Source organism: Paenibacillus sp. JNUCC 34 (assembly GCF_058269055.1).
In genome coordinates this window covers 2,379,261-2,402,542 of record NZ_CM177770.1, presented here as the reverse complement: position 1 = coordinate 2,402,542, position 23,282 = coordinate 2,379,261, and the positions used below count along the sequence as shown (strand labels likewise).

The following is a 23,282-nucleotide window of genomic DNA, read 5'->3' as shown; positions in this document are numbered from 1 at the left end:
CCTTCGTCTCCCTAACCGGATGTTGGGATCGAGAATATTTGAAAGATATAAATCTAGCTTATAGCGTGGCCTTTGATCGTAAAGATAATGGGAATATTATGGAAACAGTTGAAATCATTATTCCTGCTCAAACAGAGCAGGCCGGCACGAGTAATGAAATCCACACCAGTGAAGGGGCATCAAAACGCGGTGCAAGCAATGAGATGCGAAATAAAGTTCGAGGTAATATGAAATTTATAAAAAGCGGGCTGCAGCTTATAGGGAGACCGTTAGCAGAGCAAGGTCTGTATTCTGTTCTGGACGTGAATTTCAGGGATCCCAGCAACCCGACTTCCAATGTTCGACTGGTCGTCACTGAAGATGAAGCTACAAAAATAATAAGTAAAAAAACGGTGGGGAAAACAAAAATCGGCGAGTTCATATCACAGAAAATTAAAAGCTTGGAAAATATGAGTGTATTCTACCCTTCTGAAACCCTTGATAAAGTGTTCCGATACTTAAAGGATCCTGGGCAGGACTTCGTTTTGCCTTATATTGGACAAGAAGGTAAAGAAGTAGTGGCTAAAGGTGTGGCTCTCTTTCATGGACAGCATCTCACCGGATCGCTTAATACGGATCAATCTATTATGTTGGTTCTTCTCAAGGGACAACATGGAAACAATGCACGCTTCAACAGAAAACTAGAAATAAGTTATCCAGATAAGTTAAACGGCACCATTAGCTTCAATGTCGGGAAGAAAAAACTAAAACGAAAATTTAAAGTGCATATTTCCAAGGATGGGGACATTCATGTGAATTTGAATTTGAAACTCCAAGCCATCGTTGAAGAGTTTACGGAGGAGAAAGCGCTTAATGAAAAAAAGCTAAAAAGTGTTAATCAAAGGCTCTCTGAAATGCTGACGGAAGAGGCAGAAGAAGTCATACGAGAACTCCAAAAGGCGAATTGCGATATTTTCGGCGTAGGGAGAAAAGTGATTGCCTATCATAATAACGTATGGAAAACGAAAAACTGGGATAAAGATTACCAAAAAGTACAATTCCATACGAAAGTAGATGTTGAAATCGTTGATACAGGCATTATTTTTTAGAAAACGAAAAATATTCCATCAGGAGGCGGGAACATGAAAAAATCAGCAGCACTAGCGCTAAAAAGCACAGTCTTGTCGATAGAGCGAGATATCGATCCCACCATATAAAGCGGTAAAATTTGTGGAGTCTCACAAAGAAGGCTAAACAGAAAAGGACTGTTCACCATGATGAGCAGTCCTTTTAATGTCAATCCGTTTCGTTCTACATTCCAACTCTTGAACGGCATGATGCTGAGCCCAACCATGTATGTGGATTGCCCGCCCAACACCAGCCAAGCTTCGGTTTTCCGGCACTAATCCATAAGGCGGTTACCCTGCGGTCTCCACAGCGAGAGCCAAGCAGTGAGAAGCCATTATTTTTCATTAATAGATCAGGGTAATGCGTTATAACAGCTATCCCCTCTTCCAGGGTAAGTGGTGATCGGTTATTTTTAGCAATAGTCTTAAGTGCTTCGTTAGGTGTGACGTTACGAGTTTCTTTACCTGTATCTATATCCATGGCCAGGTATGCTATTCCTTTGGGGAGGAGCTCTATCCCCTCAATAGGCTTAAACCTCTGAATGTCTTCAGCATCCATAACGCTAAATCCCTTTTCTTTTTTTCGCTCTACGAGTTGCATCGCTTTCTCTCCATCCACCCACTCGCTTTTGATAACGATAACATAAGGAATATAACCTTCTCGATCTTCCTCACTCTTCTCAAACTCTATTGTTTTTGTTTTTAGAGGCTGAAGCAGACTCCTGAATTCATCCTCATTTAACCCTGCAATCGCAGGATAGCCTTTTTGAATCAAATTCTCTACTTGTCGGTTAAATTCGTTAGTGATCATTTGTCGTACCCTCTCTTTCGCTGGACAAGCTTTGGAAAGCTCTTCACCATTAGAGCAATTATTCTTACTCTTTTATCGTACTACATTCAAGCTAATACTAAACTAATATAATTTCTGCATTGTTTCTGCTAGACTTGTTTTAAATAACTTTATAAATGTACTTTAATCTTATTCAGCTTGAGTGTTAAATATTGAGGTGAACCCATGAATATAAGACCGATTGATATTGCAACAAAACTTAATATAAGTACTAGTGCCTTAAGAAATTATGAAAAACAGGGAATTGTTCCCCCTACAAAGCGTTCAGCAAGCGGTTATCGGATCTATACAGAGGAACATGTCGCATATTTTGAATGCATTCTAGCTATGGCCCCAGGTTTTGGGATGGAAGTAACTAAAGACGTTCTACGTAAAATTCAATCTGAGGAAGTGGATGCTGCACTCCGGTTGGTTAACCAAGTTCAGGCGAACCTGTATCGTGATACAATTCTGGCTGAAGAAACGATTCAAGTCTTGGAGTCGTGTGACCTCTATTTTCTGGATTCAGATGGAAGCAAAGAATGGATGACCATCGGTGAGGTTTCTGCTGCAACGAACATCCCAAGTTCAACAATCCGATACTGGGAAAAGATCGGGCTTATCACTTCTTCACGAGATTCACGAAATAGGTACCGAATCTTTAATCAATCTCAAATTCGTAAAATCATCCTGCTTCGTACCTTGCGGCCAGCCGTCTATTCATATGACTTAGTAGGGCTTAAACAAGCAATCGGGGCAATGGATCATCACGATCTGGAACATGCGAAAAAAATCGCTCAAGATTCACTAGCGTACCTGAACAACATTAACCAAGAACAACTTCGTGGCGGGTACTTTTTATACCTTTTATGCCAATTGTTGGATTTAATAGATTAATACCAGATTTAGTCGACACTAGAAAAAGGTAACATTACACAATAATGAGCGTACAAACAATTTGCCTGTACGCTCATTCGATCTTGCAATTTTAAAATACAAGCATCACAGCTTAGAAAAATACTTTTTTGCCATCCACGTCTTTCTTCACATGCCACTTATCAAAGAGTCGCCCCTCTTCATCAATAGCCCTCACTTCCAAGTTATCGGATGTTGCAACCACCTGAAGAAAATGAGGTACCGCCAAGGATTGCGCTGTGTGCCACTCTCTTTTCGGCAGCAACCATTTCGGCATGGATCCGGCACCACCCGCAACAATATAGACAATACCATGGTCAAAATCAACTTTTTCTTCACGAAGAGGATGACTCCGTTCATAAACAATCGTGTGTGAATTGAAGACGATATCCACTCCATATTGCTCTAATACAGGACAAAGCTGTCGCAAATCTTCCACCTGATACCCTCCGGATATATACGGCGGGTAATGAAAATAAACGACTTTCCACTTGGCAGTGGAGGATTGTAAATCGTTGATCAGAAATTCATACTGCTCGTTACCTGGACCGATTTCTTCTATGCTGTTAGGATAATGGTCCGGTTTGATAAAGTCAGTACTATCTAAGCAAGTAAAGTGAACATCTCCGTAGTCAAATGAATAGTAGTTTTTAGGCTCTTCAAATGCGAAGAAATCATAGTACCAAGAACCATTATTTTCATGGTTACCGAGACAACTATAGAACGGTGTAGTTGTCAGAAATTCGCGGCCGGGGCCAAAAAAATATGTATACCAGTCATCATAATTACTTCCGTCATTCACGATATCACCTATGAACAACGTAAAGTCGGGACGATATTTTTGCATTTGGCTGAAAATATTTCTGTTTATCATTCCATCCGTCTGATCGAATCCACTGTACCCACCAGTCTCACTTGTTACCGTAAATGAAAACGGCACGCCTTTAGATATGGCTGTCTTAAAAGGATGTGGTCCTGACTCAACATTAGTTTGTCCGTTACCTGAATCTATTTGGTAAAAATAAACCGTTCCCGCTTCAAGGCCGCTCACTGTGAGCTGGTGAATTTTTGAATGCCCCTCATTAGAGACGGTTGTGATCACTTGCTCCGGTTTTTTGTAATTACCTTGATATCCGCTATGGATTCTCTCCGCTAATAGAACATCTACTCTGGACGATGCCGGTTCAGATGTTTCCCACATGATCGTCATGGAGTCCACCGTTGGCCATTGCAAATAGGGTCCCTTAATGATTGTGAACACTGTTCCTCACTCACTTCCGCTTGGAGTTTTTCGTACCGCGCGTAGTGTTACACGATGACGATCGACCGATTTAAAACGTTTACATATTTAACTTTACTTTATTCAGGACTCCACAACCGCTGAACATGGCTCAACTGATTATCTTCAAATTCCAACTTATAAATATCCGGTTTGCTTGTCCCCTTCCAAAATTCAAAACCGTAATTAGAATCGAAATAATTCATTATGATTGTCATTATATTTCCATGGGTGCCAAGTGCGATTTTCTTCCCTTTATGTTCCGAGAGCAGTTGCATAATGATCGGTATAGCTCGATCCTGCGCCTGCCTCGTTGTCTCCCCTTCAGGCATGCAATAATCTATATCGATAAAAGATTGTTCAATTCCTATTAACAGCTCCTCATCGGATACAACTTCATTCAAAGTACCAATTGGTCTTTCAATAAGCTCGTTATACAAAATGATCTCTTTCTGTAGCAGTTCAGCAAGTGGAGCTACTGTTTCTCTTGCCCTGTTATACGAACTGGAGACGATCACATCAATTCCTTCATCTCTTAACAGCTCTGCTACTCTTTTAGCATCAGATTGTCCCTGATCGTTCAAGCTTGCGCCTCCCAAGCGCTCTAGTTCCAAAGAAAATGGAGCAATTCCATGACGAACAAAATACAGATATGTTTTCATTGTTCACCCATCCCCAAATTTTTTAAGTAATAATAACTTAATATACTTGTTAGTTGAACAGGTTGTAAAGACGTTAAAAAGAGCCGTGCAGGTGTCGGATATTGCAACACTTACACGACTCTAATTCAAACAATACATTTCGTTTGGCTTGTCACTCTTTGACAGGATGATAGGTGAGAACAACGACCCCCGAACTAAATGTCTGCGTCTCGGACAGTTTCAGTACCTTTTTATCCAATCCCTCTCCAAAAAGACGTTGTCCACTTCCCAATACAACCGGGAAAACCATGATCCGATATTCATCGATGAGGTCAAGCCGGATCAGGCTTTGAACAAGCTGGCAGCTGCCGAATACCAATATATCCTTGCCTGGCTGCTGCTTTAACTTATGAATCTCTTCACCGATATCCCCACTGATTATGGTTGAATTGTTCCATTCTGCCTTATCCAGTGTTGATGAGACTACATACTTGGCATAACCGTTCATCATCTCACCGTATTCCCCGGTTTGCTCGACCATATTTGGCCATGCCGCCGCAAACCCATCATACGTTACACGCCCCAGCAATAAAGAGTCACTATCTTTCAGTTCATTGAACTTGAACTTCTCCTGTTCTTCGCTATTAAACGGGAACGTCCATTGCGGATCTTCCATGACACCGTCAAGAGAAACGAACTCCGATACAACAACTTTTCTCATGATTATCTCCTTTAGCTACTTAAGATTTTAGATATTTATAATGTAGCATAAAGAAGTACTTTTTCAAAAAAACACTTTTAATTATGATTCTACAATAGCAAGCTCATCGAGTGCCAATCTTGCCTGGTTCCGTGCCGTTTCAACCGAGTCGGACGTTGATAAAGCGACTGCCATTCTCCGACCCGGCTTTGTAACCGGTTTGCCAAATACACGAACCTGCGTGCTCAGGACGGACAACGCCTTCTCAAGACCGGTAATACGATAGTGTTCGAGTTCAAGGTTTGCTTTTAATGGACGGCTGGCTCCCGGTGTCATAAGTACAATTTCAGGAATTGGATAACCGAGGATTGCACGAACGTGTAGTGCAAATTCAGAAAGATTTTGTGTAACTAATGTCACGAGTCCAGTATCATGCGGACGGGGAGAAACTTCGCTGAAATAGACTTTATCCTCCGTTAAAAAGAGCTCAACACCAAACAGACCATATCCGCCTAACTCGTCTGTTATCGTTTTCGCGATATGCTTTGCCTCTTTAATTTGAGTCTCTGTCATATGATGCGGCTGCCAAGACTCAATATAATCCCCGCTTTCTTGAATATGTCCGATTGGTGAGCAGAAGCTTGTTCCGCTTACGGAACGAACCGTGAGCAGCGTAATTTCAGACTCAAAGCGGATGAACTCTTCTATAATAACCCGCCCGTTCTGAACCCTGCCGCCTTCCATTGCCACGTTCCAGCACTGTTCAATGTCCTTCTCTGCACGGCAAACACTTTGTCCTTTTCCTGAAGAACTCATCAGAGGTTTGATAACACAAGGATACCCCATCTCCTTTACCGCTTGAACAAACTGATCATATGTGTCTGCGAATTTATAATCGGCTGTTGGCAGCCCCAGTGTTTCAGATGCAAGACGTCTAATTCCTTCTCGATCCATCGTCAGCTTCGCAGCACGAGCCGTTGGAATGACCCGGTGGCCATCTTCCTCCAGTTTGATAAGCTCTGAAGTTGCTAATGCTTCAATCTCGGGTACAATAAGATCCGGTTTTTCCTGTTCGATAATTTCCCGCAGCCGCTCACCATCCAGCATATCGATCACATAATGACGGTGGGCTACCTGCATAGCAGGTGCATGAGCATAGCGATCAACTGCTACCGTCTCGACTCCCAGACGCTGAGCTTCAATCAAAACTTCCTTTCCCAGTTCTCCCGAACCGAGCAGCATGATTTTCTTAGTTTCCAACATTGGCATATCCCCCACTTTTACCGCTCATAGCGGTAGTTTATTCTTGCGAGATAAGGATGCACTCCGAAGTTTATTCTTTCTTATCTCAAAAATAAAAGAGGCAAGGAGAAAGAAACTCCTTACCTCTGCCCAGGCGTACGGCCGTTGCTATATATGTGCTCCCTCATGGTTCCCCATGCTACGCCAGTTACACATAAGCATTTCATTTGTCACGTAAATCATACTGAAATCTTCGTCTATTTGCAACTTGAAGGGTATTTTTATTGATGAGTTTGGATTTTGCCTAAAATGGTATTTTTCCGCTGCAGGCCCACCAGTTTTTCCACCGGTTGGCCGTTTTTAAATAGAATCAGTGTCGGAAGACCCATCACACCATACTTAGAAGCGAGCTCTGGCTCTTCATCTGCATTCACTTTCCCGACGACTACAGAATCTTGCAGTTCAACGGAAAGCTCTTCCATAATGGGGAGCTGCATTTTACAAGGTCCGCACCAAGGTGCCCAAAAATCAACCAGCGTTATTCCTTTGTCGATGAGCTCTGAAAAATTTTCTTTTGTCATTGTCTCAAGCATTCTGCTATCCCCTTTATTAATAAAGTTGTTTATAACTTGATATTCAAAGCTTTTTCCAGAGCATGAAGCACTGATGTTATTCCCTGTTCCAAATCATTGTCCGTGATGTCTCCCGCTGCATTCATTTTCAAACTTATTTGTGGAATACACATCGTTCCCCCAGAGACTATATGTGCATTCAACATATTCAGAGTCATTAAAAGTGACGCATGAGCATTTTCACCACCTGATGGATGTGGCGAGGCACTCAACACACCAGTCGGTTTGTTATACAACTCACCTGATGACACCGTCCAGTCGATTGCGTTCTTAAGAACGCCTGGTACTCCGCTTGCATATTCCGGTGTGCTAATTAACACGCCATCTACGGACATAAGTTGGTTCCGGAAAGCCATAACGGCTTCCGGTGCATCCTCTCCGTTGATTTCGGGATTGAAATGCGGAAGATCACCTAATCTATCGAAAATCGTGAGGTTAATATGTTTAGGTGCCAATGCCGCAGCTGCTCGTAACAGATTTGTATTAGAAGAACGGTTACGGAGACTTCCGGATATACCTAAAATGTGAATCGTTGGTTCATTCATCGCTGCATCCCACTTTCCAGGAATTGATTTCACTCGCTGGGTGTTCTTCAAGAATCGAGCTTATTCGTTCCTCCAGGTTTGACTTTATACTCTCGAGCTGCTTGATTTGACCATCAATTTCCTTCAGTTTCTGTTGATATACCGGGAGAACCTCTTTACAAAATGCTTCTTTGTTCATCAACACGCAATTCAGAAAGCCGGCAATTTGTTCAGTAGTCAAACCTAATTTCAAGTAAAATTGAATAGTTTGCACTTGTTCAATCATGAATGAGGAATATTCACGATATCCGTTATCATGCCGTTTGGGGGCAAGTAAGCCCTGTTGCTCATAATAACGAAGGGAGCGGATGCTGACTCCGGTTCGATTGGCGAGCTCTCCAATTCTCAAGTGTCATGCCTCCAATTGTAATTGTATGGGTTTAATCAGATTATAAACGATGACACTAATGTCAGGGTCAATACAATCACATCAATTTTTTGCGATTTAATATTCACAAACAAGCACTGTGTCTCTGTGTCTTACAAAAGACACAAAAAAAAGCCGCAAGCATGCGACTTTTTTTCATTCATAGTACACGTAGATTTACTCCTCAGAATCCACATTATGATACACTTGCTGTACATCTTCCAGATCTTCCAGTGCATCAATCAATTTATCGAATTGCGGCACAGAATCTGTAGGAAGTTCAACATAGTTTTGGGCAAGCATCGTTAATTCAGCAACGGTAAAATCAGAGATACCAACGTTTCTGAACGCTTCTTGCACCTCATGGAACTGATCCGGTTCCGCATATACAATGATAGACTCATCTTCTTCAATGATATCGCGAACCTCTACATCAGCTTCCATCAATAACTCAAATACTTCATCCAAGCTCTTGCCTGTAACACCAATAACAGCAGTCGCATCAAACATATACGCAACAGATCCGCTCACACCCATATTTCCGCCATTTTTATTAAATGCGGAACGAACATCAGAAGCTGTACGGTTCACGTTATTCGTCAATGTATCTACGATGATCATGGCTCCGTTCGGTCCAAAACCTTCATACCGAAGCTCCGTATACGTTTCTTCCGCACTGCCTTTAGCTTTATCCAAGGCGCGGTCAATGATAGCTTTAGGTACGTTATATGTTTTTGCTCGCTCAAGTACAACTTTTAAGGCGCGATTAGATTCAGGATCTGGCTCACCTTTTTTTGCTGCTACATAGATTTCAACCCCGAATTTTGCATAAATACGACTTGTATTCGCATCCTTTGAGGCTTTCTTCTCTTTGATATTATTCCATTTACGACCCATGCTGTTCCCGCTTTCTTTATGAATTTTACAACCCTATTATAGCATTATAACCTATGATGAAAAAACTCCCTTACATAAAGAAGTTATGTTATTGAACATTTCTCCAAACAGTCCGATATTTCTTCTGATATTTCGTCATTTAGAGATCCAAAAGGAGGATGATTTACTTGAAAGTCGGAGCTGCACGTAAGGCTGCTATTGAATGGGTCGATCAATACGCTTCTCGAGAAAAAGGCTTCTGCGGGGCTTATTTCAGTGGTTCAACTGTAGGTCAAACAGATGATGAGGAATTGCCCGCATCATCAGATATTGATGTTGTGATAGTGACTAAAGCGGATACTCCCCCCATTAAACTCGGGAAGTTTGATTATAAGGGAACACTCGTGGAGGTTACTTATTTATCTTGGAAGCAACTAGAATCTCCCGAAAAAGTCCTAACTTCCTATCATCTGGCAGGTAGCTTCCGTATGGATAGTATTATCTCCGATCCAACAGGACATCTACGTAAACTTAAGATACAAGTATCGCAGCACTTCTCGGAGTGGGCTTGGGTGTACCGCAGGTGTGGGAACGCACGGGAAAGAATCGAAATCGGGCTGAAGACGATCGATACATCGGCCCCCCTTTTTGACCGGATCACCTCATGGCTATTTCCAACCGGTGTAACCACGCATGTTCTCCTGGTGGCTGCACTTCGTAACCCCACGGTTAGGCTGAGGTACCTTGCTGCTCGTGAGGTGCTAATCAGTTACGGTCATATGGATATTTACCAGGAATTGTTGGAACTGCTAGGCTGTCACCTTATAACACCTCGGCGAATCGAATATCATGTCAGACAACTGGCTCGCACTTTCGACGTTGCAGCAGAAGTGGCCAAGACACCGTTCTTCTTCAGTACTGACATTACAACTTGGGCTCGACCGATTGCCATCGATGGAAGCCTGAGATTAATACAGACTGGCTTCCATCACGAATCAGTTTTCTGGATCGTAGCTACCTTTGCCCGATGTCATAAAATATTGGCAGCTGACGGTTCACCTGAGCTACAGCATGAATTATTACCGGCCTTTCAGGAGATCATTGCAGACCTTGGCATTACCTCTACAGATATCCTGCTTGATCGGGCTGAAAAGGTCATTCATTACTTACCCAGACTCTGGGATATAGCTGAACAGATCATGTCCGTGAACCCTCACATCGTGAATAAGAAATTCTAGCTAACCAAGGGAAAGGTTTTTTATGAATTTTTTGATTTTCGCCTACAAATAAACAAACAAAAATAATATTCGTTTATTAATTTGCATTGAATCACAACACAACCGCTTTTATGGTCAAGAGTTGATCTTACTACCTCCCAGCGGTATGATTAATTCAACAGTTTAGAATGAGAGGCATGTGTGATTATATGATTAAGAACGAAAAGATTAAAGCCGCAGAAGTGGAACTGACAGGGATCCATGGAGAAAATTTAGGAATTATTCCAACTGCAGAGGCGCTTAAGATGGCCCGGAAGTTAAAAGTGGACCTTGTCTGCACTTCCCTGTTCAGTAGTCCTCCGCCTTGCCGTCTGATATCAGCAGGAACGGTTAAGGAGGAACGCCAACAAACTCGCAAAAAAGAGCAGCCCGCTAAGCTCAAAGAAATACGATTAACTCCAAATATTGAAGAACATGATTATGATACGAAGAGAACTCAAGCGGATAAACTTCTTCGTGCCGGTAATTCTGTAGCACTCGTTGTCCGAGTGCAAGGTAAAGAAGGAGCCAAAGCGAAGGTTCTTTTAGAGGAATTGATTCAAGATCTGAAAGAAGTGGGTATTAAAAAAACCGGCATTCAATTGAGCGGTAAACAAGCGATGGTCCAGCTCGATCCAAGATAAGGTTCACGGGATGGATAACTCATATGAGGAGATCGTAAATGGATTTAGCCATGAATCAACAACAAACCAAGGAGCTAAAAGAATGAATATTAACACGAACAATCCTCAAGCGATTGACGTCATTCACGTATTGATTAGAGCAACACATTCTGTTCAGAGAGAATTTATGTCGCAATTATCCGCTCTCAACACACCGTTTCACATATCGGGTCCGCGTTTACAAGTACTTTCTATTGTTTCAGAAGCAGGAAAGATTCGTATGAACGAATTAGCTGCTAAGCTGGGCGTTAAGGCACGCACGGTTACTGATTTTGTTGATGCTCTGGAAAAAGAAAACCTTCTCCTCCGCACCCCCGACCCAACGGATCGACGTGCAACTCTTATCCAGCTAACGGAGCTGGCAGAAAGCAATATTAGTGGAATCCTTGACATACAAACAAATATCGCTGATAAGTTAATCAAAAAGCTCACTTCTACGCAGCGTAAAGAGCTTCTTGATATACTATTTCAGCTTATAGAGGATGAGAAAATAACGACGATATGTGACGATACCATAAATGAGTATCCAGATGGAAGGAAAATATGATCGATGTATCTTATTTTTGAAGGAGATCAATCATTTGCATTTACTGTATAAGGATCATGATAACGATCAAGAGATCACTGTACTGGACACTCCAAAATTATATGGTGAGAATGGGAATTTTCGAGTATTACAGTTTTCTAATGAGGCGATACAGGGCGCTCTGGATCTTAATCATCCGGAACGTATTTTGTTTGAATATCCCCGAGCCATGATCCATCTCATGGAGTTCAATGACCCGTCTTTCGAAGACTTGTTTATAATCGGGCATGGGATTGGGACCATCCCGCGTTATTGTGCCGATAAACGATGTAAAGTAGCAGAACTCGATGCTAGAATCGTGGAGTTAAGCAGGAAGTACTTTGGGTACAACGGGGATAATGTCATTGTTGCCGATGGACGTCACACTCTCGAAGGTGAGGATCCGGAAGCCTATGATTACATTATTTTGGACGCCTTTACGGATAAAGGAACACCGCGGCATTTAACATCGTGGGAATTTTTTAAGATGACATCAGAGAAGTTGGATTCCCATGGGGCAATCATACTAAACCTTATGGGAAGAAGTGAACATGATCATCACGTAAACGCGATACATACAACTCTTCGCGAATGGTATCCTTATGTTAAATCTTTTGCTCTCCCCGCTGAAGGTGCTGCAGACATTCAGAACATTCTGATTGTCGGCGGGAAAAGTCCCATCCAATTCCAAGCCCGGCATATGTCTGGTTTTACCGAGATTGAACTCGGCGAGGGGTATATCATTAGGGACGCTGACTCCCTCATTTAAACAGCCTATTCGTCCCATTGATGAAATGAGTGTACATAAAAACACGCGCAGACCGGAGTCTGTGCGTGTTTTTTGAATTGAGCAGATTACATATGTGAGGAACCTTGTCGCATAATTTAATAATTATTTGAAACGATAGGTCCAGAAAGCTTCATTGCCAAAGCGCTTGTTAATCTCTTCAGAGCTCGGTTGATTACTGCCCAGTAAGCCTGCTATCTGGAACTGGGAACGATGAGCTTTGATGGAGTTCATCTTGTGCTCGATAAAGCCTGTCACATCATTAACCACATCCGCCTTCCCAATATGCTGTTCACAGTTCTTAGCGAAGGCTATACAATGTACGACAGGACGCTGTTCTTCCGGAAGCTTTTGAACGGTTCGGATAACAGAAGCCCCCGTTGCATCATGATCGGGGTGAACGCTGTATCCCGGATAAAAAGTAATAATCAGTGCAGGATTCAATTCATTGATCAGCGATTCAATCGTTCGATCCAGTACCTCATGTGGCTCGAATTCAATCGTTTTATCATGAAATCCAAGCATTCTCAAATCCTGAATTCCAATAGCCCGACAGGATTCTTCCAGCTCCAGCTTACGAACAGAGGGAAGGGTGATCCGACTTGCAAATGGCGGGATACCCATATTTCGCCCCATCTCTCCCAAAGTCAAGCATGCATAAGTTACCCGCGTTCCTTGATGCACAAGCTTTGCAAGTGTTCCAGATGCTCCAAATGACTCATCATCCGGATGCGGCAGCACGACCAGAACGTTATTATCCATGTTGTTTCTCATCTCCTGTTCCATTTAGAAGGGCTTCCGGCTTAATTGTAAAGCTACGACCAGCTTGCCTTGGTTGTCATGGCCTGCCATGATCAGCCGTTCAGTCTCGCTCTTATCAAAATGGGTAAGCCCTTCCGCGTAAACCCAACCCTGTTCCATCTTTAATCCGACACGATAAGGTCCGTTTCCAGAAATCGAACCATGTGAAAACTGGATCTTCGCATTCGTAATAAAGTTCGCAGCAGGATGTTTAGAACTATCATAATGGGCAGCGTACGCTCCCGTTGTTAGCTCAAGATGTATGTAAAGATCTTGATCCGTTAGCTTATCAATCATGTGTTGTACTTCTAATAGATGTATGAGTTCCATATTCCCCTCCGATGTAGTTACGTGGATTATATATTAGTTCTACTAATATGTTTATTCTAACATAATTATTTATAAAGAAAAAACGAAACCTCATATTCCTATGTTGGTAACTTTAGAAAAGAAAGAGCAATCAGTCAGAAATAATTATAAATAAATCCCAACTTAGCATGCGGCAAGTTGGGATTTATTGTATCGAGTAATAATCTAATACATACCGCATTACGCATTATCCCTTGGGCTTAACAAACAAAGCTGCCAAAAATGAAAAGATAATGGCTGAGGAAATGCCCGCGCTAGTGACTTTAAAGATGCCTGTAACAATGCCGATCCAGCCGTCTTCTTTGATTTCCTCCAAGGCACCGTGCACAAGAGCATTGCCGAAGCTTGTAATTGGGACAGAAGCACCGGCGCCAGCAAATTTGATGAATGAATCGTAAAAACCCATTCCGCCAACGATCGCCCCAAGAACGACAAGCAATGTCATGGTATGAGCAGGAGTTAGCTTGAAAACATCGAAGCATATTTGACCGAATACGCAAATAGCACCGCCAATCAAGAACGCCCACAGAAAAATCATATTTTCCCCACCTCCCTTTCAATCGAAACCGCATGTGCGATACAGGGAATACTTTCTCCCTGCTGGAAAGATATCGGTGACAGCAGCGCCCCAGTTGCTACAACCAGAATCCGGTTTAGTTCATGGTTTTGCAATCGTTTCAACAGGTGGCCATACGTAACGACCGCCGAGCATCCGCACCCGCTAGCTCCAGCCTGTACCTTCTGTTTTTCGTAATCGTAAATCATCATTCCACAATCTTTATATTCCGTTTGTTGTATTGGCACTTTATGTTTCTCAAATAAATCGCATGCAATTTCATACCCCACTTTGGATAGATCGCCTGTCACGATTAGATCATAATGCCCAGGCTCGATCCGAAAATCACGGAAATGGGCTTGGATCGTGTCTACTGCCGCAGGAGCCATCGCTGCTCCCATATTAAAAGGATCCGTAATGCCCATGTCGATAACCCGCCCAATCGTTGCAGAAGTAACATAAGGTCCTTTACCTGTCTGCGAAACAACGCTCGCTCCGGCTCCAGTTACCGTAAACTGTGCAGTTGGGGGCTTTTGGGAGCCATATTCTGTTGGATAACGAAATTGTTTTTCCGCCGTTGAGTTATGGCTGCATGCGCTGGACAATGCATATTTCGCCGAACGCGAATTAACAAGATTGGCGGCTACCGCTAAGCTTTCCATTGAGGTTGAGCATGCCCCAAATAAGCCAATATAAGGCACCATAAGTGTTCTTGCGGCAAAGCTGGTACTGATGATTTGACTCATCAAATCGCCGCCGAGAAAGAAGTTGATTTGCTCTTTCGTTAATCCTGCATTCTCGATAGCGAGCTTGGCCGCTTCTTCCAACAGGGTTCGTTCCGCTTTTTCCCAACTATCCTGTCCCAGCAACAAATCCCCATGAATGATATCAAAATCTTCGGCTAACGGCCCTTGTCCTTCGAATGGACCGACGATGGTTGCAGCGCCAAGAATGGATGGACGGTTTTCGAAAATCCAGCTCTGATGACCTTTCAGCATATTCAAGATCCTCCCACAGCGCCAGGATTTATAATCAAATGCAGAATTCCGATTAAAAAAGCCGCAACCACACCGAATACAATGACGGGACCGGCAACCTTAAACATTTTTCCTCCAACACCCAGAACAAATCCTTCGCTTCGATGCTCAATCGCTGCGGAAGCCATAGTATTAGCGAATCCCGTAACAGGTACGGCAGAACCGGCTCCTGCCCATTGCCCAATCTTATCGTATACGCCAAAACAAGTAAGAATAACGGACAGCAGGATCAGTACAGCAACAGTTGGGTTGCTGGCTTCTTTCTCGCTAAAACCCGCCCAATGGACGAACATTTCCTGAATAGCTTGTCCAATTAAACAGATTGTGCCACCGGTAATAAAAGCCCGTAAACAGTTTTGAAAAATCGGTCTGGCCGGCTCTCTTTTTTTAGCAAGTTCTTGATATTCCTGCTGTGTTGGAGTCAGCTCTTTATTTTTATCATTTGACATAATTTCGAATACCTCCTTTTGAAAATTTAACGATGTAAGCACGGTTTTACTTCCGTTATGACAGACTGCAATTGTTTTGCGCACTGTTCGTACATTTTTTTAGCCTCTTTGTTTTGTGTCGTCAAGCCAAATAGCTCTAAATCCGCTTCGCATTTTTTCAAAGTAGCATATAATGTCGCCTTGATTTGAGGCTGTGGTATTGTAATCTGATCGTCAAACAAGTCGACATAAAATTGCCCATAAGAATCCACTTGACCAAGAAACACATTTTCAACAGCAGCGCCTACTTTTTCTAGTTCGGCATTTAACCATGCCCTGTTTAATCCGATTGTTGCCAGTGGTTCATCCATAATCTTGCCATCCATGATCACAGTTTGCGACTCTGGTTCAGGTCCGACTTTAATGCCAAGATGATTTGGCGTCAAAGGCTGATTCTCTCTCTTGAGCAGCACATTGATATCGCCGTTTGGCTCCATTGTCGCAAATTCGACATCCGCCATTTTAAAGACGTCTTTGCTTCTTAGTTGCTGCAATAACTCGTCGGTAGCGAGACGCTCTTTCTTCAAATTATCTTCCAATACTTTACCATCTTTAATGAGCACAGTAGCTTTGCCGTCTATAAAGTTCCTGGCCTTTTTGCTTTTAATCTGCAAATATTCAATGCCTATAGATACCGCGACCCATACACCTAAAGAAATTATTCCTAGATACCAATTTGCTTCCAAATCAGTCGAAATGTACGCTGCCAAGCTACCGATTGTAATTCCTGTAATGTACTCGAAGAACGAAAGTTGAGCAATTTGCCTTTTGCCCAATAATTTCGTCATGAAAAAAAGGACCGTTACGGCAACTAAAGTACGAACGGAAATTTCTAACCATTCCGGCACAGTTTGATCTCCTCCAGTCAACACATTTTTGGACTAATCAAATTATTTGTCAAAAAGGCTAACACCAAACTTATAACTCTTTTCCGTAAAAGGAATCCTTTTGGTCGCATACCAATTCAATGAATTTTTGTTTCACACCAATTTTTCCCTTGAATGTTTAATGGCTAACTGAGTTATATTATTTTCGTTACTACAGCTAACTCCTGGAAAGGAGGTGACATCGATGACAGTTGCTTCCCAAGTTAAAACTACCCTCGCTTCTTTGAAGAGCGCGCAAGCGAGCCTTGAACAATTTGCTTTGGAAACTCAAAACCAAGAGGCTAAAACACTTTTTACAAATGCAGCACAGCAAACAGACCAAATTGTTCAACAAGTGCAAGGCCGTGTTCAACAACTAGAAAACGAGGAGCCTCAATACAAAGGCTTTTAATTTATGTATCCCTAATAATGTTTCAAGCCGATTTCCCATTCATATTGATTGGGCAAATCGGCTATTACTTCATCTTTGTTATACTCTGAATATCTAAAAGGGCGAACCCATCTTCATGGTTTCTTCATCGAGATCAAAAAAAACACATGCATGTACGCACGTGTTTTTTGATCAGGTTTATAATTATTAGCTTATACTGCTACGCTTCTTCCCATTTCTGTTTGAAAAATCTGACGTAAATACGACTAACCACGATTTTGATTACCATGTACACCGGTATGATCACGATGATCCCGAAAATCCCAAATAAATCACCACCGGCAAATACCAAAACGATGGTCGTTAACGGATGTATATCCAGCTGTTTACCGAAAATATAAGGTGCCACGAGGTTGTCCTGAATTTGCTGTGCAACCAAAATAATGACAAGGGACCATATCGCTACGGAAGGTGATTGCACGAAACCTATAATGACAATCGGTACAGATGACAGTATAGCCCCAACAAAAGGAATAAAATTCATGATCACTGCAATAACGGTCAGCAGTAATGCATAAGGCAAGCCGATGATGATAAATCCAATATACATCAGAACACCAAGCGCCACATTAACTAAAACTCTTCCTACAATAAAGCTACTGAGTACCTTGTCGATGTCGTTCATCGTCTCAGTGCCTTCTTTACGAAAACGTTTCGGTAGGAAGCTTACGATTTGCTGACCAAACTTCCCTCCCTCTTTAAGCATATAGAACAGGAAGATGGGAAAGGTGAACAAAATAATAGCAAAATTCGAGAAGAAAGAAAACAAGCTTGACATATAATTCGTTAGGAATGAAAAACCTTTATTCAAATACTCTGTAACTTGGTCAAGTCTGTTGGTATCTTCCGGGAAAAAATTTGAAAGAAACGTGGTGTTCTTCAGCTGTTCCAACTCTTTGGCCAGTGCTACGAACAGACTTGGTGCGTTCTCCTGCAGAGCAATGACCTGTTTGCTTAACGAAGGCCATACCCCCCAAATGAATGCTACAATCATAATGGCGATTACAACATAAATAAGCAACACAGCTAATGAGCGATTCAGCTTTCGCTTTTCCAAGAAATCCACTAATGGTCGGAGTAAATAATAGAAAAACCCCGCCATCAAGACTGGAACAATGATGAGCAGGCTGAATAATGCAATAATCGGCTTGAAAATAAAACTCACAAGTGAACCCAAATAGATAATAACCAATACCAATATGACACCAATACATATTTTATAAAACTTATTCATCTTAATCAGCACAGCAGCCCCCAAACAATAATTTTCGCAAAAATGTATGCATGAAATATTATAGCAGAATATGGCTTTCAACCAAAATCTCTCCTATGCCCATTGAACTACCAATGAGCATAGCACGCTTTTTTCTAATTAGAATCCAGAAGCTGTTTATTCAACAGGTTGGTTTCCTCCTCGATCTGACTGACATCAATGCGCTCAAACAGTAATTCTAGATTGATAATACTCTGCTGTGCGGGTACATTTATCGTCTGCCAGGACGGCTGCGCCAAGTTCAAGAACCTTCTCACCTTCTCACATGAAAAAGGGATGAATGGATGAAGCAGCTGCGACAGATTGGCAATGATCTGCACACAAGTAAATAACGTTTGTTCACATGCCTCCCGTTGGTCTTTTATTTGAATCCACGGCTTTTGTTCATCAAAATATTTATTGGCCTTGCGAACACCAGCAAAAATATACTCCAGTGCTTCTTTAAGCTTTCCGTCTTCAATAAGTGCCCGGATTTCAAATACAGTTCCTCTATCGTAATTCGCCATTCTTCCGACAATTCCCCTTGCGGAACTTCTCCGTCGAAAGATTTTACAATAAAAGCCAAGGTTCGGTTCACCAAATTACCGTAAGCTCCGAGCAGCTCACCATTGTGACTGTGAATGAACTCCCTCCATGAGAAGTCGGTATCCCGCTTTTCAGGTCCGTTTGCAATGAGAAAATAACGAATCGTATCCGGATCATACCGGCTCAGTAAATCCGGAACCCATACCGCCCAATTCCGACTGGTAGAAAATTTCTTTCCTTCGAGTGTCATGTATTCACAGGAAATGATATGATCAGGCAGATGAAGTTCACCAGCCCCCAGTAAAATCGCAGGCCATATCAACGTATGAAAAGGTACGTTATCCTTGCCATGTACATAATACGATACAATGCTGTCTTCCCCTTCAAGCCAGAACGGTTCCCAGTTACCTCCCGTTTCTTCAGCCCACTGTTTGCTTGCAGACAAGTACCCACTAACGGCTTCAATCCATACATAGATTTTCTTGTCCCCAAATCCACTGACAGGAACATCGACTCCCCAAGACAAGTCCCTTGTCGCTGCACGGTCTTGAAGCCCCTCCTCCAAATATCTTTTGGTCAATTGCTTTGCGTTCTCTCTCCATCCTTGTGCATGAACCGCATACTCCTCCAATTCCGTCTGGAATCGGGATAAAGCAATATAGTAATGTTCAGTTGGCCGCTCTACCGGAGTAGATCCGCATAATTTGCACTTTCTCTCACTCAAATCGGAAGGGTCTAGCAAGGTCGAGCAATAATCACACTGATCTCCTCGCGCCCGCTGTCCGCACACAGGACAAGTTCCTTCTACATAACGATCCGGCAAAAACCTCCCATCGGTCTCGCAATAAACATTTCAGAAATTCATCATGGTACCTGCCTGCATAATCCGAAGGTGATATACCTTCTTTATCAGCCTGAACCGCCACAGGTGTACCATGACAATCACTGCCCGAAACATATAGTACTTTCTCACCTTTTGCGCGAAAATAGCGTGCCAGTACATCACCCGGCAATAAACTTGAAAGCCTCCCGAGGTGCAACGATCCGTTCGCATACGGCCATGCACCACCAATAAAAATATTTGCCATCTTGATCCCTCCTTAATTTTTGACAACAAAAAAAGCCCTCATCCCAAAGGGACGAGAGCTGTGCTCACGTGGTACCACCCAATTTTATAAATGCCTTGCGGCATTCACCTCTTCAGGTACGGCGCGTAAATACGCGAGTATACCCTAGCTCAGTAACGGAAGCGGGTTCCGGCGCAGCCTACATCCCAATCGGGGTTCGATGCGCAGCTCAGAGACCATATTCCCACAGATCTTCTTTACTCCTTTTCAGCTACCGGAGCTCTCTGTTCAAAGATATCACCATGGTACTCTTTCTCTTCATTGCTTTTTCATAAAATATTCAAGTTAATGGTTATCATAAGGATAACCTTGAACGATGTCAACCTTATTCTTAGCGAATTCCCGCCCATTTATCACTTTTCGTAGCTTTGTCACGTGGTTGAGCGAAATTAACACCAATCCTGTACGGACCACACCTGCGTTACCCAGTCCAGATAAAAATCAGGCTCGTGCGAGACAAGCACAATCGTACCGGGATATTTGGATAAAGCATCTTTCAGTGACTCTTTGGCGTTAACGTCAAGATGGTTGGTCGGTTCATCAAGCACAAGTACATTACCCGGTGTGATCATCAGCTTGCTTAAACGCACCTTTGCCTGTTCACCACCGCTCAGCATCGATATTGAACGACGGATATGTTTATCCGTCAAACCGGCACTTGCCAGCGTCTGCCTGATTTCTTTTTGCGTGAGGTCAGGTCGGTAGCTCCATAAATGTTCAAGCGGTGTCTCCTGAGAAGCTATATGTTCCTGCGCATAATAAGCAGCATGAACACCATCGCCCATCAGTAAAGAACCGCTGAGTGGCGCAATATTACCAAGCAATGTTTTTAGCATGGTTGATTTTCCGATTCCGTTATGACCGGTTATTGCGATCTTCTCCCCCTGCTTAATTATAAGATCTTTTGGACTAAACAGCGGGTGGGTATAACCAACCTGAAGATGTTTCGTCTCAATAATCTTGTTAACAGGTTCTTTGTTCACTGTAAACTTAAAGCGGGGTTTAGGTGCTGTTTTCTGGATCTCGATGCGCTGAATTTTGTCCAGCATTTTTTCTCTGCTCTTCGCCTGTTTGGCATTACGGTTTCGGTTTTTCTGAACAAAACTTTCAAGCCTTCCAATTTCCTTTTGCTGCCGAACATAGGCTTCTTGCGATTGATTGCGACTTAGCTCATATCGATTTTTAAAAGCGATATAGTTTCCGGTATATCGCTTGATACTCTGATGCTCCAAATGAAAAATCGTGTTAGTTACCTCGTTCATGAACTTCTCATCATGGGACACAACCATATAAGCTGATTCATAACGTTTCAGATATGAAGTTAACCACTCAATATGCACATCATCCAAGTAGTTCGTCGGCTCATCCAGCAGCAACACGTCCGGCTGATCAAGTAAAAGCTTTCCTAGCAATAGCTTAGTGCGCTGACCTCCGCTCAATTCACTAACATCACGGTCTATCCCGATATCCAGTATGCCGAGTCCAGCTGCAACCTCTTGAATTTGTACATCCAGATGGTAGAAACCACTGTGCTCGAGGCTGTTCTGAATTTTTCCATACTGCATTAATAGTGATTCCATACCCTCTGAAGCAGAAGACATTTGCTCTGCCAGTTCAAGCATTTTGCGTTCCTGATCGTACAAATGACGGAACACATCCTGTAATGCTTCCAACACCGTTGTTCCGGCTTTCAAATCTAGATGCTGCTGGAGGAAACCAACCTTCACTCCCGGTAGCCAGGTAACCGAACCGGAATCCGGAATGACCTCTTCAGTTAACATGCGGAGCAAGGTTGATTTGCCAGCTCCGTTGCTTCCGACCAATCCTGCGTGTTCTCCTTGCAGCAGACGGAAATCCAGTCCGTTAAAAAGTTGTTTATCTCCATACGTATGCTTAAGTTGTTCTACGTTTACAATACTCATCCTTACTCTCTCCTTAGGTTTCAATTCTGAAGCCAACCGGAAGAGCAATAGGAAAGAACGATATTCAATTTAGATATAACAAAAAATGGGTAAGGTGAACACACCCTACCCATTACAATATATCACTGTAAAGACAAGGAAGAATGACGTTCTCGATCTACTGTTCTTCGGTTGGAATAGCTATAAATGGGCAGACTTCTCCCGTCTATCCCATTCTCCGAATTAAAACAGTAGACAAAAAGAACATATATTCTTCCTCCTCATTTCAAATATTGTTGATTATTGGTTTTAATACAACTAGTTGAAGTATAACTGGATGCTTCAGAACATGTCAAGACATGATGGGCCTTACGGAAGCCGCCCAATGAAATATAGGCTTTCAACCGGAATGTGATCCATACTTCCGTTTAGAATCGCTTGTACATCCGATAATGTGTCCTGAAGGCTGACCGACTCTCCTTTTGTTCTGGTAAACGGTTCGGCAACGCAGAAGGGCTGGGTAAGATACGCTTCTAATCGCTCGCCCCGGTGATAGGTTTCCACTTCTGAAGCAGGTATCCCGGCAAGCCCCTTCACATTGACAAGCGCACGCAGCTCACGGTACCGCCGCAATAGCTTTTGGGCCCGCTGTTGTACTGATAAATGATTTTGGTCTAGATGAACGCCTTCCAGTACAGAGGATGTAGAGTGCATCGGATTTACAGCCGGATACTTGTGTCTGGCGGCAAGATCCGCATCGAAAACCCATAAGGTTTCAAGCGGTCCATAAGGTATGTCCTCATCCACTACCGCCCCTTTGAGGTCTACCAAAAAAGTCGTAATATTAGCGACTCCTTCATTCTGAAGGCGTTCCTGCAAATCATATATTTTACCAGTCAATACATGTTCCCGGTCAGCAGCAAAAACAATTTCTTTATCCGGTCCCGCAGCTTTAGTAATGCTATACACATCTTCTATGGAATAAGCGACTTTTTCCACATCATCAAGCATATCCTGCAGCTCAGGGTAGTTCCCTTCCGGCTTCAGCAGCAGTGTCAAGTACCCGTCCTGTTTAAAATGATGAAACAGTTCACCGAGAAGCACTAGCTGCCCCATCCCCGGCCGGGCTACTAAACCGACGGTTCCCCCTTTGGCTAACGGTGCGAACAGATCAAGCGTCTTTATTTTTGTTTCAATCATATCAACTGCTTCTCCATTGAGAATCAACTCATCCAGACTACATTTCGCTAGAGCTGCTAGTGCTGCAATTGTCCGGACTTCTGCTCGACCCACAGGGATCTTACCGGTGCATAGATTGGAAACTGTGGCTGGACGCAATCCTACAGAACGTGCTGCGGTGGTAAGGTTTGGTACTCTTTGTCTCAACAAGGAAACATTAAGTTTTAGTTTCATTTGATCCATGAAG

At 42.8% G+C, this 23,282-nt stretch carries 25 protein-coding genes, 1 pseudogene, 1 riboswitch and 1 other annotated feature; of the genes and pseudogenes, 7 read left to right on the top strand and 19 right to left on the bottom strand.

The annotated features are described in order from the left end of the window. Positions 1-38: 38 nt before the first annotated feature. Positions 39-1,088: a Ger(x)C family spore germination protein gene (locus AC2TF5_RS11390; RefSeq protein WP_491302258.1), complete on the top strand. Its 1,050-nt coding sequence runs from the start codon at positions 39-41 to the stop codon at positions 1,086-1,088. A gap of 202 nt (positions 1,089-1,290) precedes the next feature. On the opposite strand, the gene AC2TF5_RS11385 is transcribed toward AC2TF5_RS11390, so the two are convergent. Continuing rightward, complete coding sequence (locus AC2TF5_RS11385) at positions 1,291-1,917, bottom strand: DUF5701 family protein (RefSeq protein ID WP_491302257.1); 627 nt, start codon at positions 1,915-1,917, stop codon at positions 1,291-1,293. Between the two features lie 204 nt (positions 1,918-2,121). Between AC2TF5_RS11385 and AC2TF5_RS11380 the strand changes: the two genes are divergently transcribed. Beyond that, positions 2,122-2,832 carry a MerR family DNA-binding transcriptional regulator gene (locus tag AC2TF5_RS11380; protein ID WP_491302256.1) on the top strand — a complete coding sequence of 237 codons (711 nt, stop codon included), beginning with the start codon at positions 2,122-2,124 and terminating at the stop codon, positions 2,830-2,832. Positions 2,833-2,944: 112 nt separating this feature from the next. Here the strand turns inward: AC2TF5_RS11380 and AC2TF5_RS11375 are convergent, their stop codons facing one another. The 8 genes from AC2TF5_RS11375 to AC2TF5_RS11340 form a co-directional block, all read right to left on the bottom strand. Continuing rightward, the gene (locus AC2TF5_RS11375; protein WP_491302255.1) at positions 2,945-4,084 is read right to left on the bottom strand and encodes a purple acid phosphatase family protein; all 1,140 of its coding nucleotides are present in this window, start codon (positions 4,082-4,084) and stop codon (positions 2,945-2,947) included. Between the two features lie 125 nt (positions 4,085-4,209). Continuing rightward, positions 4,210-4,791 (bottom strand): histidine phosphatase family protein, encoded by a 582-nt coding sequence (locus tag AC2TF5_RS11370; RefSeq protein ID WP_491302254.1) that lies wholly within the window; start codon positions 4,789-4,791, stop codon positions 4,210-4,212. Between the two features lie 151 nt (positions 4,792-4,942). Continuing rightward, positions 4,943-5,491, bottom strand: a complete 549-nt coding sequence (locus AC2TF5_RS11365; RefSeq protein ID WP_491302253.1) for a dihydrofolate reductase family protein — start codon at positions 5,489-5,491, stop codon at positions 4,943-4,945. A gap of 81 nt (positions 5,492-5,572) precedes the next feature. Further along, positions 5,573-6,733 carry a phosphoribosylglycinamide formyltransferase 2 gene (gene purT / locus AC2TF5_RS11360; protein ID WP_491302252.1) on the bottom strand — a complete coding sequence of 387 codons (1,161 nt, stop codon included), beginning with the start codon at positions 6,731-6,733 and terminating at the stop codon, positions 5,573-5,575. A 120-nt stretch (positions 6,734-6,853) separates the two neighbouring features. Further along, a riboswitch (ZMP/ZTP riboswitch) is annotated at positions 6,854-6,934 on the bottom strand. Between the two features lie 59 nt (positions 6,935-6,993). Beyond that, a complete protein-coding gene (gene trxA / locus AC2TF5_RS11355; protein ID WP_491302251.1) occupies positions 6,994-7,305 on the bottom strand; it encodes a thioredoxin in 312 nt (103 codons plus the stop codon). 29 nt (positions 7,306-7,334) lie between these two features. After that, on the bottom strand, positions 7,335-7,889 hold the full coding sequence (locus AC2TF5_RS11350; RefSeq protein WP_491302250.1) for an NADPH-dependent FMN reductase: 555 nt from the start codon (positions 7,887-7,889) through the stop codon (positions 7,335-7,337). Beyond that, entirely contained in the window at positions 7,882-8,277 is a 396-nt protein-coding gene (locus AC2TF5_RS11345) for a MerR family transcriptional regulator (protein WP_491302249.1), read from the bottom strand. Before AC2TF5_RS11345 ends, AC2TF5_RS11350 begins: the two co-directional genes overlap by 8 nt. Positions 8,278-8,472: 195 nt before the next feature. Then, complete coding sequence (locus AC2TF5_RS11340) at positions 8,473-9,192, bottom strand: YebC/PmpR family DNA-binding transcriptional regulator (RefSeq protein ID WP_491302248.1); 720 nt, start codon at positions 9,190-9,192, stop codon at positions 8,473-8,475. Between the two features lie 158 nt (positions 9,193-9,350). Here AC2TF5_RS11340 and AC2TF5_RS11335 point away from each other — a divergent pair, with 158 nt between their 5' ends. From AC2TF5_RS11335 to AC2TF5_RS11320, 4 genes are all read left to right on the top strand, one after another. After that, entirely contained in the window at positions 9,351-10,409 is a 1,059-nt protein-coding gene (locus AC2TF5_RS11335) for a hypothetical protein (RefSeq protein WP_491302247.1), read from the top strand. A gap of 188 nt (positions 10,410-10,597) precedes the next feature. Next, the gene (infC, locus tag AC2TF5_RS11330; RefSeq protein WP_491302246.1) at positions 10,598-11,071 is read left to right on the top strand and encodes a translation initiation factor IF-3; all 474 of its coding nucleotides are present in this window, start codon (positions 10,598-10,600) and stop codon (positions 11,069-11,071) included. Between the two features lie 88 nt (positions 11,072-11,159). After that, positions 11,160-11,657 carry a MarR family winged helix-turn-helix transcriptional regulator gene (locus tag AC2TF5_RS11325; protein WP_491302867.1) on the top strand — a complete coding sequence of 166 codons (498 nt, stop codon included), beginning with the start codon at positions 11,160-11,162 and terminating at the stop codon, positions 11,655-11,657. Between the two features lie 16 nt (positions 11,658-11,673). Beyond that, a complete protein-coding gene (locus AC2TF5_RS11320; protein ID WP_491302866.1) occupies positions 11,674-12,444 on the top strand; it encodes a spermidine synthase in 771 nt (256 codons plus the stop codon). 123 nt (positions 12,445-12,567) lie between these two features. On the opposite strand, the gene bshB2 is transcribed toward AC2TF5_RS11320, so the two are convergent. The 6 genes from bshB2 to AC2TF5_RS11290 all read right to left on the bottom strand — a co-directional run bounded on the left by bshB2 (position 12,568) and on the right by AC2TF5_RS11290 (position 16,561). After that, on the bottom strand, positions 12,568-13,224 hold the full coding sequence (gene bshB2 / locus AC2TF5_RS11315) for a bacillithiol biosynthesis deacetylase BshB2 (protein ID WP_491302245.1): 657 nt from the start codon (positions 13,222-13,224) through the stop codon (positions 12,568-12,570). Between the two features lie 24 nt (positions 13,225-13,248). Further along, positions 13,249-13,593 (bottom strand): YojF family protein, encoded by a 345-nt coding sequence (locus AC2TF5_RS11310; protein ID WP_491302244.1) that lies wholly within the window; start codon positions 13,591-13,593, stop codon positions 13,249-13,251. 226 nt (positions 13,594-13,819) lie between these two features. Further along, positions 13,820-14,170, bottom strand: a complete 351-nt coding sequence (gene spoVAE / locus AC2TF5_RS11305; RefSeq protein WP_491302243.1) for a stage V sporulation protein AE — start codon at positions 14,168-14,170, stop codon at positions 13,820-13,822. Continuing rightward, positions 14,167-15,186, bottom strand: coding sequence for a stage V sporulation protein AD (gene spoVAD, locus AC2TF5_RS11300; protein ID WP_491302242.1), 1,020 nt, complete (start codon positions 15,184-15,186; stop codon positions 14,167-14,169). Before spoVAD ends, spoVAE begins: the two co-directional genes overlap by 4 nt. Before the next feature lie 2 nt (positions 15,187-15,188). Next, entirely contained in the window at positions 15,189-15,674 is a 486-nt protein-coding gene (spoVAC, locus tag AC2TF5_RS11295) for a stage V sporulation protein AC (protein WP_491302241.1), read from the bottom strand. A gap of 26 nt (positions 15,675-15,700) precedes the next feature. Next, a complete protein-coding gene (locus AC2TF5_RS11290) occupies positions 15,701-16,561 on the bottom strand; it encodes a DUF421 domain-containing protein (RefSeq protein WP_491302240.1) in 861 nt (286 codons plus the stop codon). A gap of 223 nt (positions 16,562-16,784) precedes the next feature. On the opposite strand from AC2TF5_RS11290, the gene AC2TF5_RS11285 reads away from it, so the two are divergent. Next, positions 16,785-16,991, top strand: coding sequence for a DUF1657 domain-containing protein (locus tag AC2TF5_RS11285; RefSeq protein ID WP_208919332.1), 207 nt, complete (start codon positions 16,785-16,787; stop codon positions 16,989-16,991). A 199-nt stretch (positions 16,992-17,190) separates the two neighbouring features. On the opposite strand, the gene AC2TF5_RS11280 is transcribed toward AC2TF5_RS11285, so the two are convergent. The 4 genes and pseudogenes from AC2TF5_RS11280 to AC2TF5_RS11265 all read right to left on the bottom strand — a co-directional run bounded on the left by AC2TF5_RS11280 (position 17,191) and on the right by AC2TF5_RS11265 (position 23,278). Then, the gene (locus AC2TF5_RS11280) at positions 17,191-18,273 is read right to left on the bottom strand and encodes an AI-2E family transporter (RefSeq protein ID WP_491302865.1); all 1,083 of its coding nucleotides are present in this window, start codon (positions 18,271-18,273) and stop codon (positions 17,191-17,193) included. A gap of 125 nt (positions 18,274-18,398) precedes the next feature. Further along, positions 18,399-19,916, bottom strand: a pseudogene (gene metG / locus AC2TF5_RS11275) (methionine--tRNA ligase). Between the two features lie 44 nt (positions 19,917-19,960). After that, positions 19,961-20,226: a binding site (T-box leader), on the bottom strand. A gap of 118 nt (positions 20,227-20,344) precedes the next feature. After that, entirely contained in the window at positions 20,345-21,877 is a 1,533-nt protein-coding gene (locus tag AC2TF5_RS11270; protein WP_491302239.1) for an ABC-F family ATP-binding cassette domain-containing protein, read from the bottom strand. A gap of 348 nt (positions 21,878-22,225) precedes the next feature. Beyond that, the gene (locus AC2TF5_RS11265; RefSeq protein ID WP_491302238.1) at positions 22,226-23,278 is read right to left on the bottom strand and encodes a P-loop NTPase family protein; all 1,053 of its coding nucleotides are present in this window, start codon (positions 23,276-23,278) and stop codon (positions 22,226-22,228) included. Positions 23,279-23,282 lie beyond the last annotated feature (4 nt).

What these genes read in the sequence shown, in the direction of transcription:
- AC2TF5_RS11385 (WP_491302257.1), bottom strand. Translation starts at nt 1,917, where the DNA reads ATGATCACTAACGAATTTAACCGACAAGTAGAGAATTTGATTCAAAAA.
- AC2TF5_RS11380 (WP_491302256.1), top strand. Translation starts at nt 2,122, where the DNA reads ATGAATATAAGACCGATTGATATTGCAACAAAACTTAATATAAGTACT.
- AC2TF5_RS11370 (WP_491302254.1), bottom strand. Translation starts at nt 4,791, where the DNA reads ATGAAAACATATCTGTATTTTGTTCGTCATGGAATTGCTCCATTTTCT.
- AC2TF5_RS11365 (WP_491302253.1), bottom strand. Translation starts at nt 5,491, where the DNA reads ATGAGAAAAGTTGTTGTATCGGAGTTCGTTTCTCTTGACGGTGTCATG.
- purT (WP_491302252.1), bottom strand. Translation starts at nt 6,733, where the DNA reads ATGTTGGAAACTAAGAAAATCATGCTGCTCGGTTCGGGAGAACTGGGA.
- trxA (WP_491302251.1), bottom strand. Translation starts at nt 7,305, where the DNA reads ATGCTTGAGACAATGACAAAAGAAAATTTTTCAGAGCTCATCGACAAA.
- AC2TF5_RS11350 (WP_491302250.1), bottom strand. Translation starts at nt 7,889, where the DNA reads ATGAATGAACCAACGATTCACATTTTAGGTATATCCGGAAGTCTCCGT.
- AC2TF5_RS11340 (WP_491302248.1), bottom strand. Translation starts at nt 9,192, where the DNA reads ATGGGTCGTAAATGGAATAATATCAAAGAGAAGAAAGCCTCAAAGGAT.
- AC2TF5_RS11335 (WP_491302247.1), top strand. Translation starts at nt 9,351, where the DNA reads ATGATTTACTTGAAAGTCGGAGCTGCACGTAAGGCTGCTATTGAATGG.
- infC (WP_491302246.1), top strand. Translation starts at nt 10,598, where the DNA reads ATGATTAAGAACGAAAAGATTAAAGCCGCAGAAGTGGAACTGACAGGG.
- bshB2 (WP_491302245.1), bottom strand. Translation starts at nt 13,224, where the DNA reads ATGGATAATAACGTTCTGGTCGTGCTGCCGCATCCGGATGATGAGTCA.
- AC2TF5_RS11310 (WP_491302244.1), bottom strand. Translation starts at nt 13,593, where the DNA reads ATGGAACTCATACATCTATTAGAAGTACAACACATGATTGATAAGCTA.
- spoVAE (WP_491302243.1), bottom strand. Translation starts at nt 14,170, where the DNA reads ATGATTTTTCTGTGGGCGTTCTTGATTGGCGGTGCTATTTGCGTATTC.
- spoVAD (WP_491302242.1), bottom strand. Translation starts at nt 15,186, where the DNA reads ATGCTGAAAGGTCATCAGAGCTGGATTTTCGAAAACCGTCCATCCATT.
- spoVAC (WP_491302241.1), bottom strand. Translation starts at nt 15,674, where the DNA reads ATGTCAAATGATAAAAATAAAGAGCTGACTCCAACACAGCAGGAATAT.
- AC2TF5_RS11285 (WP_208919332.1), top strand. Translation starts at nt 16,785, where the DNA reads ATGACAGTTGCTTCCCAAGTTAAAACTACCCTCGCTTCTTTGAAGAGC.
- AC2TF5_RS11270 (WP_491302239.1), bottom strand. Translation starts at nt 21,877, where the DNA reads ATGAGTATTGTAAACGTAGAACAACTTAAGCATACGTATGGAGATAAA.
- AC2TF5_RS11265 (WP_491302238.1), bottom strand. Translation starts at nt 23,278, where the DNA reads ATGGATCAAATGAAACTAAAACTTAATGTTTCCTTGTTGAGACAAAGA.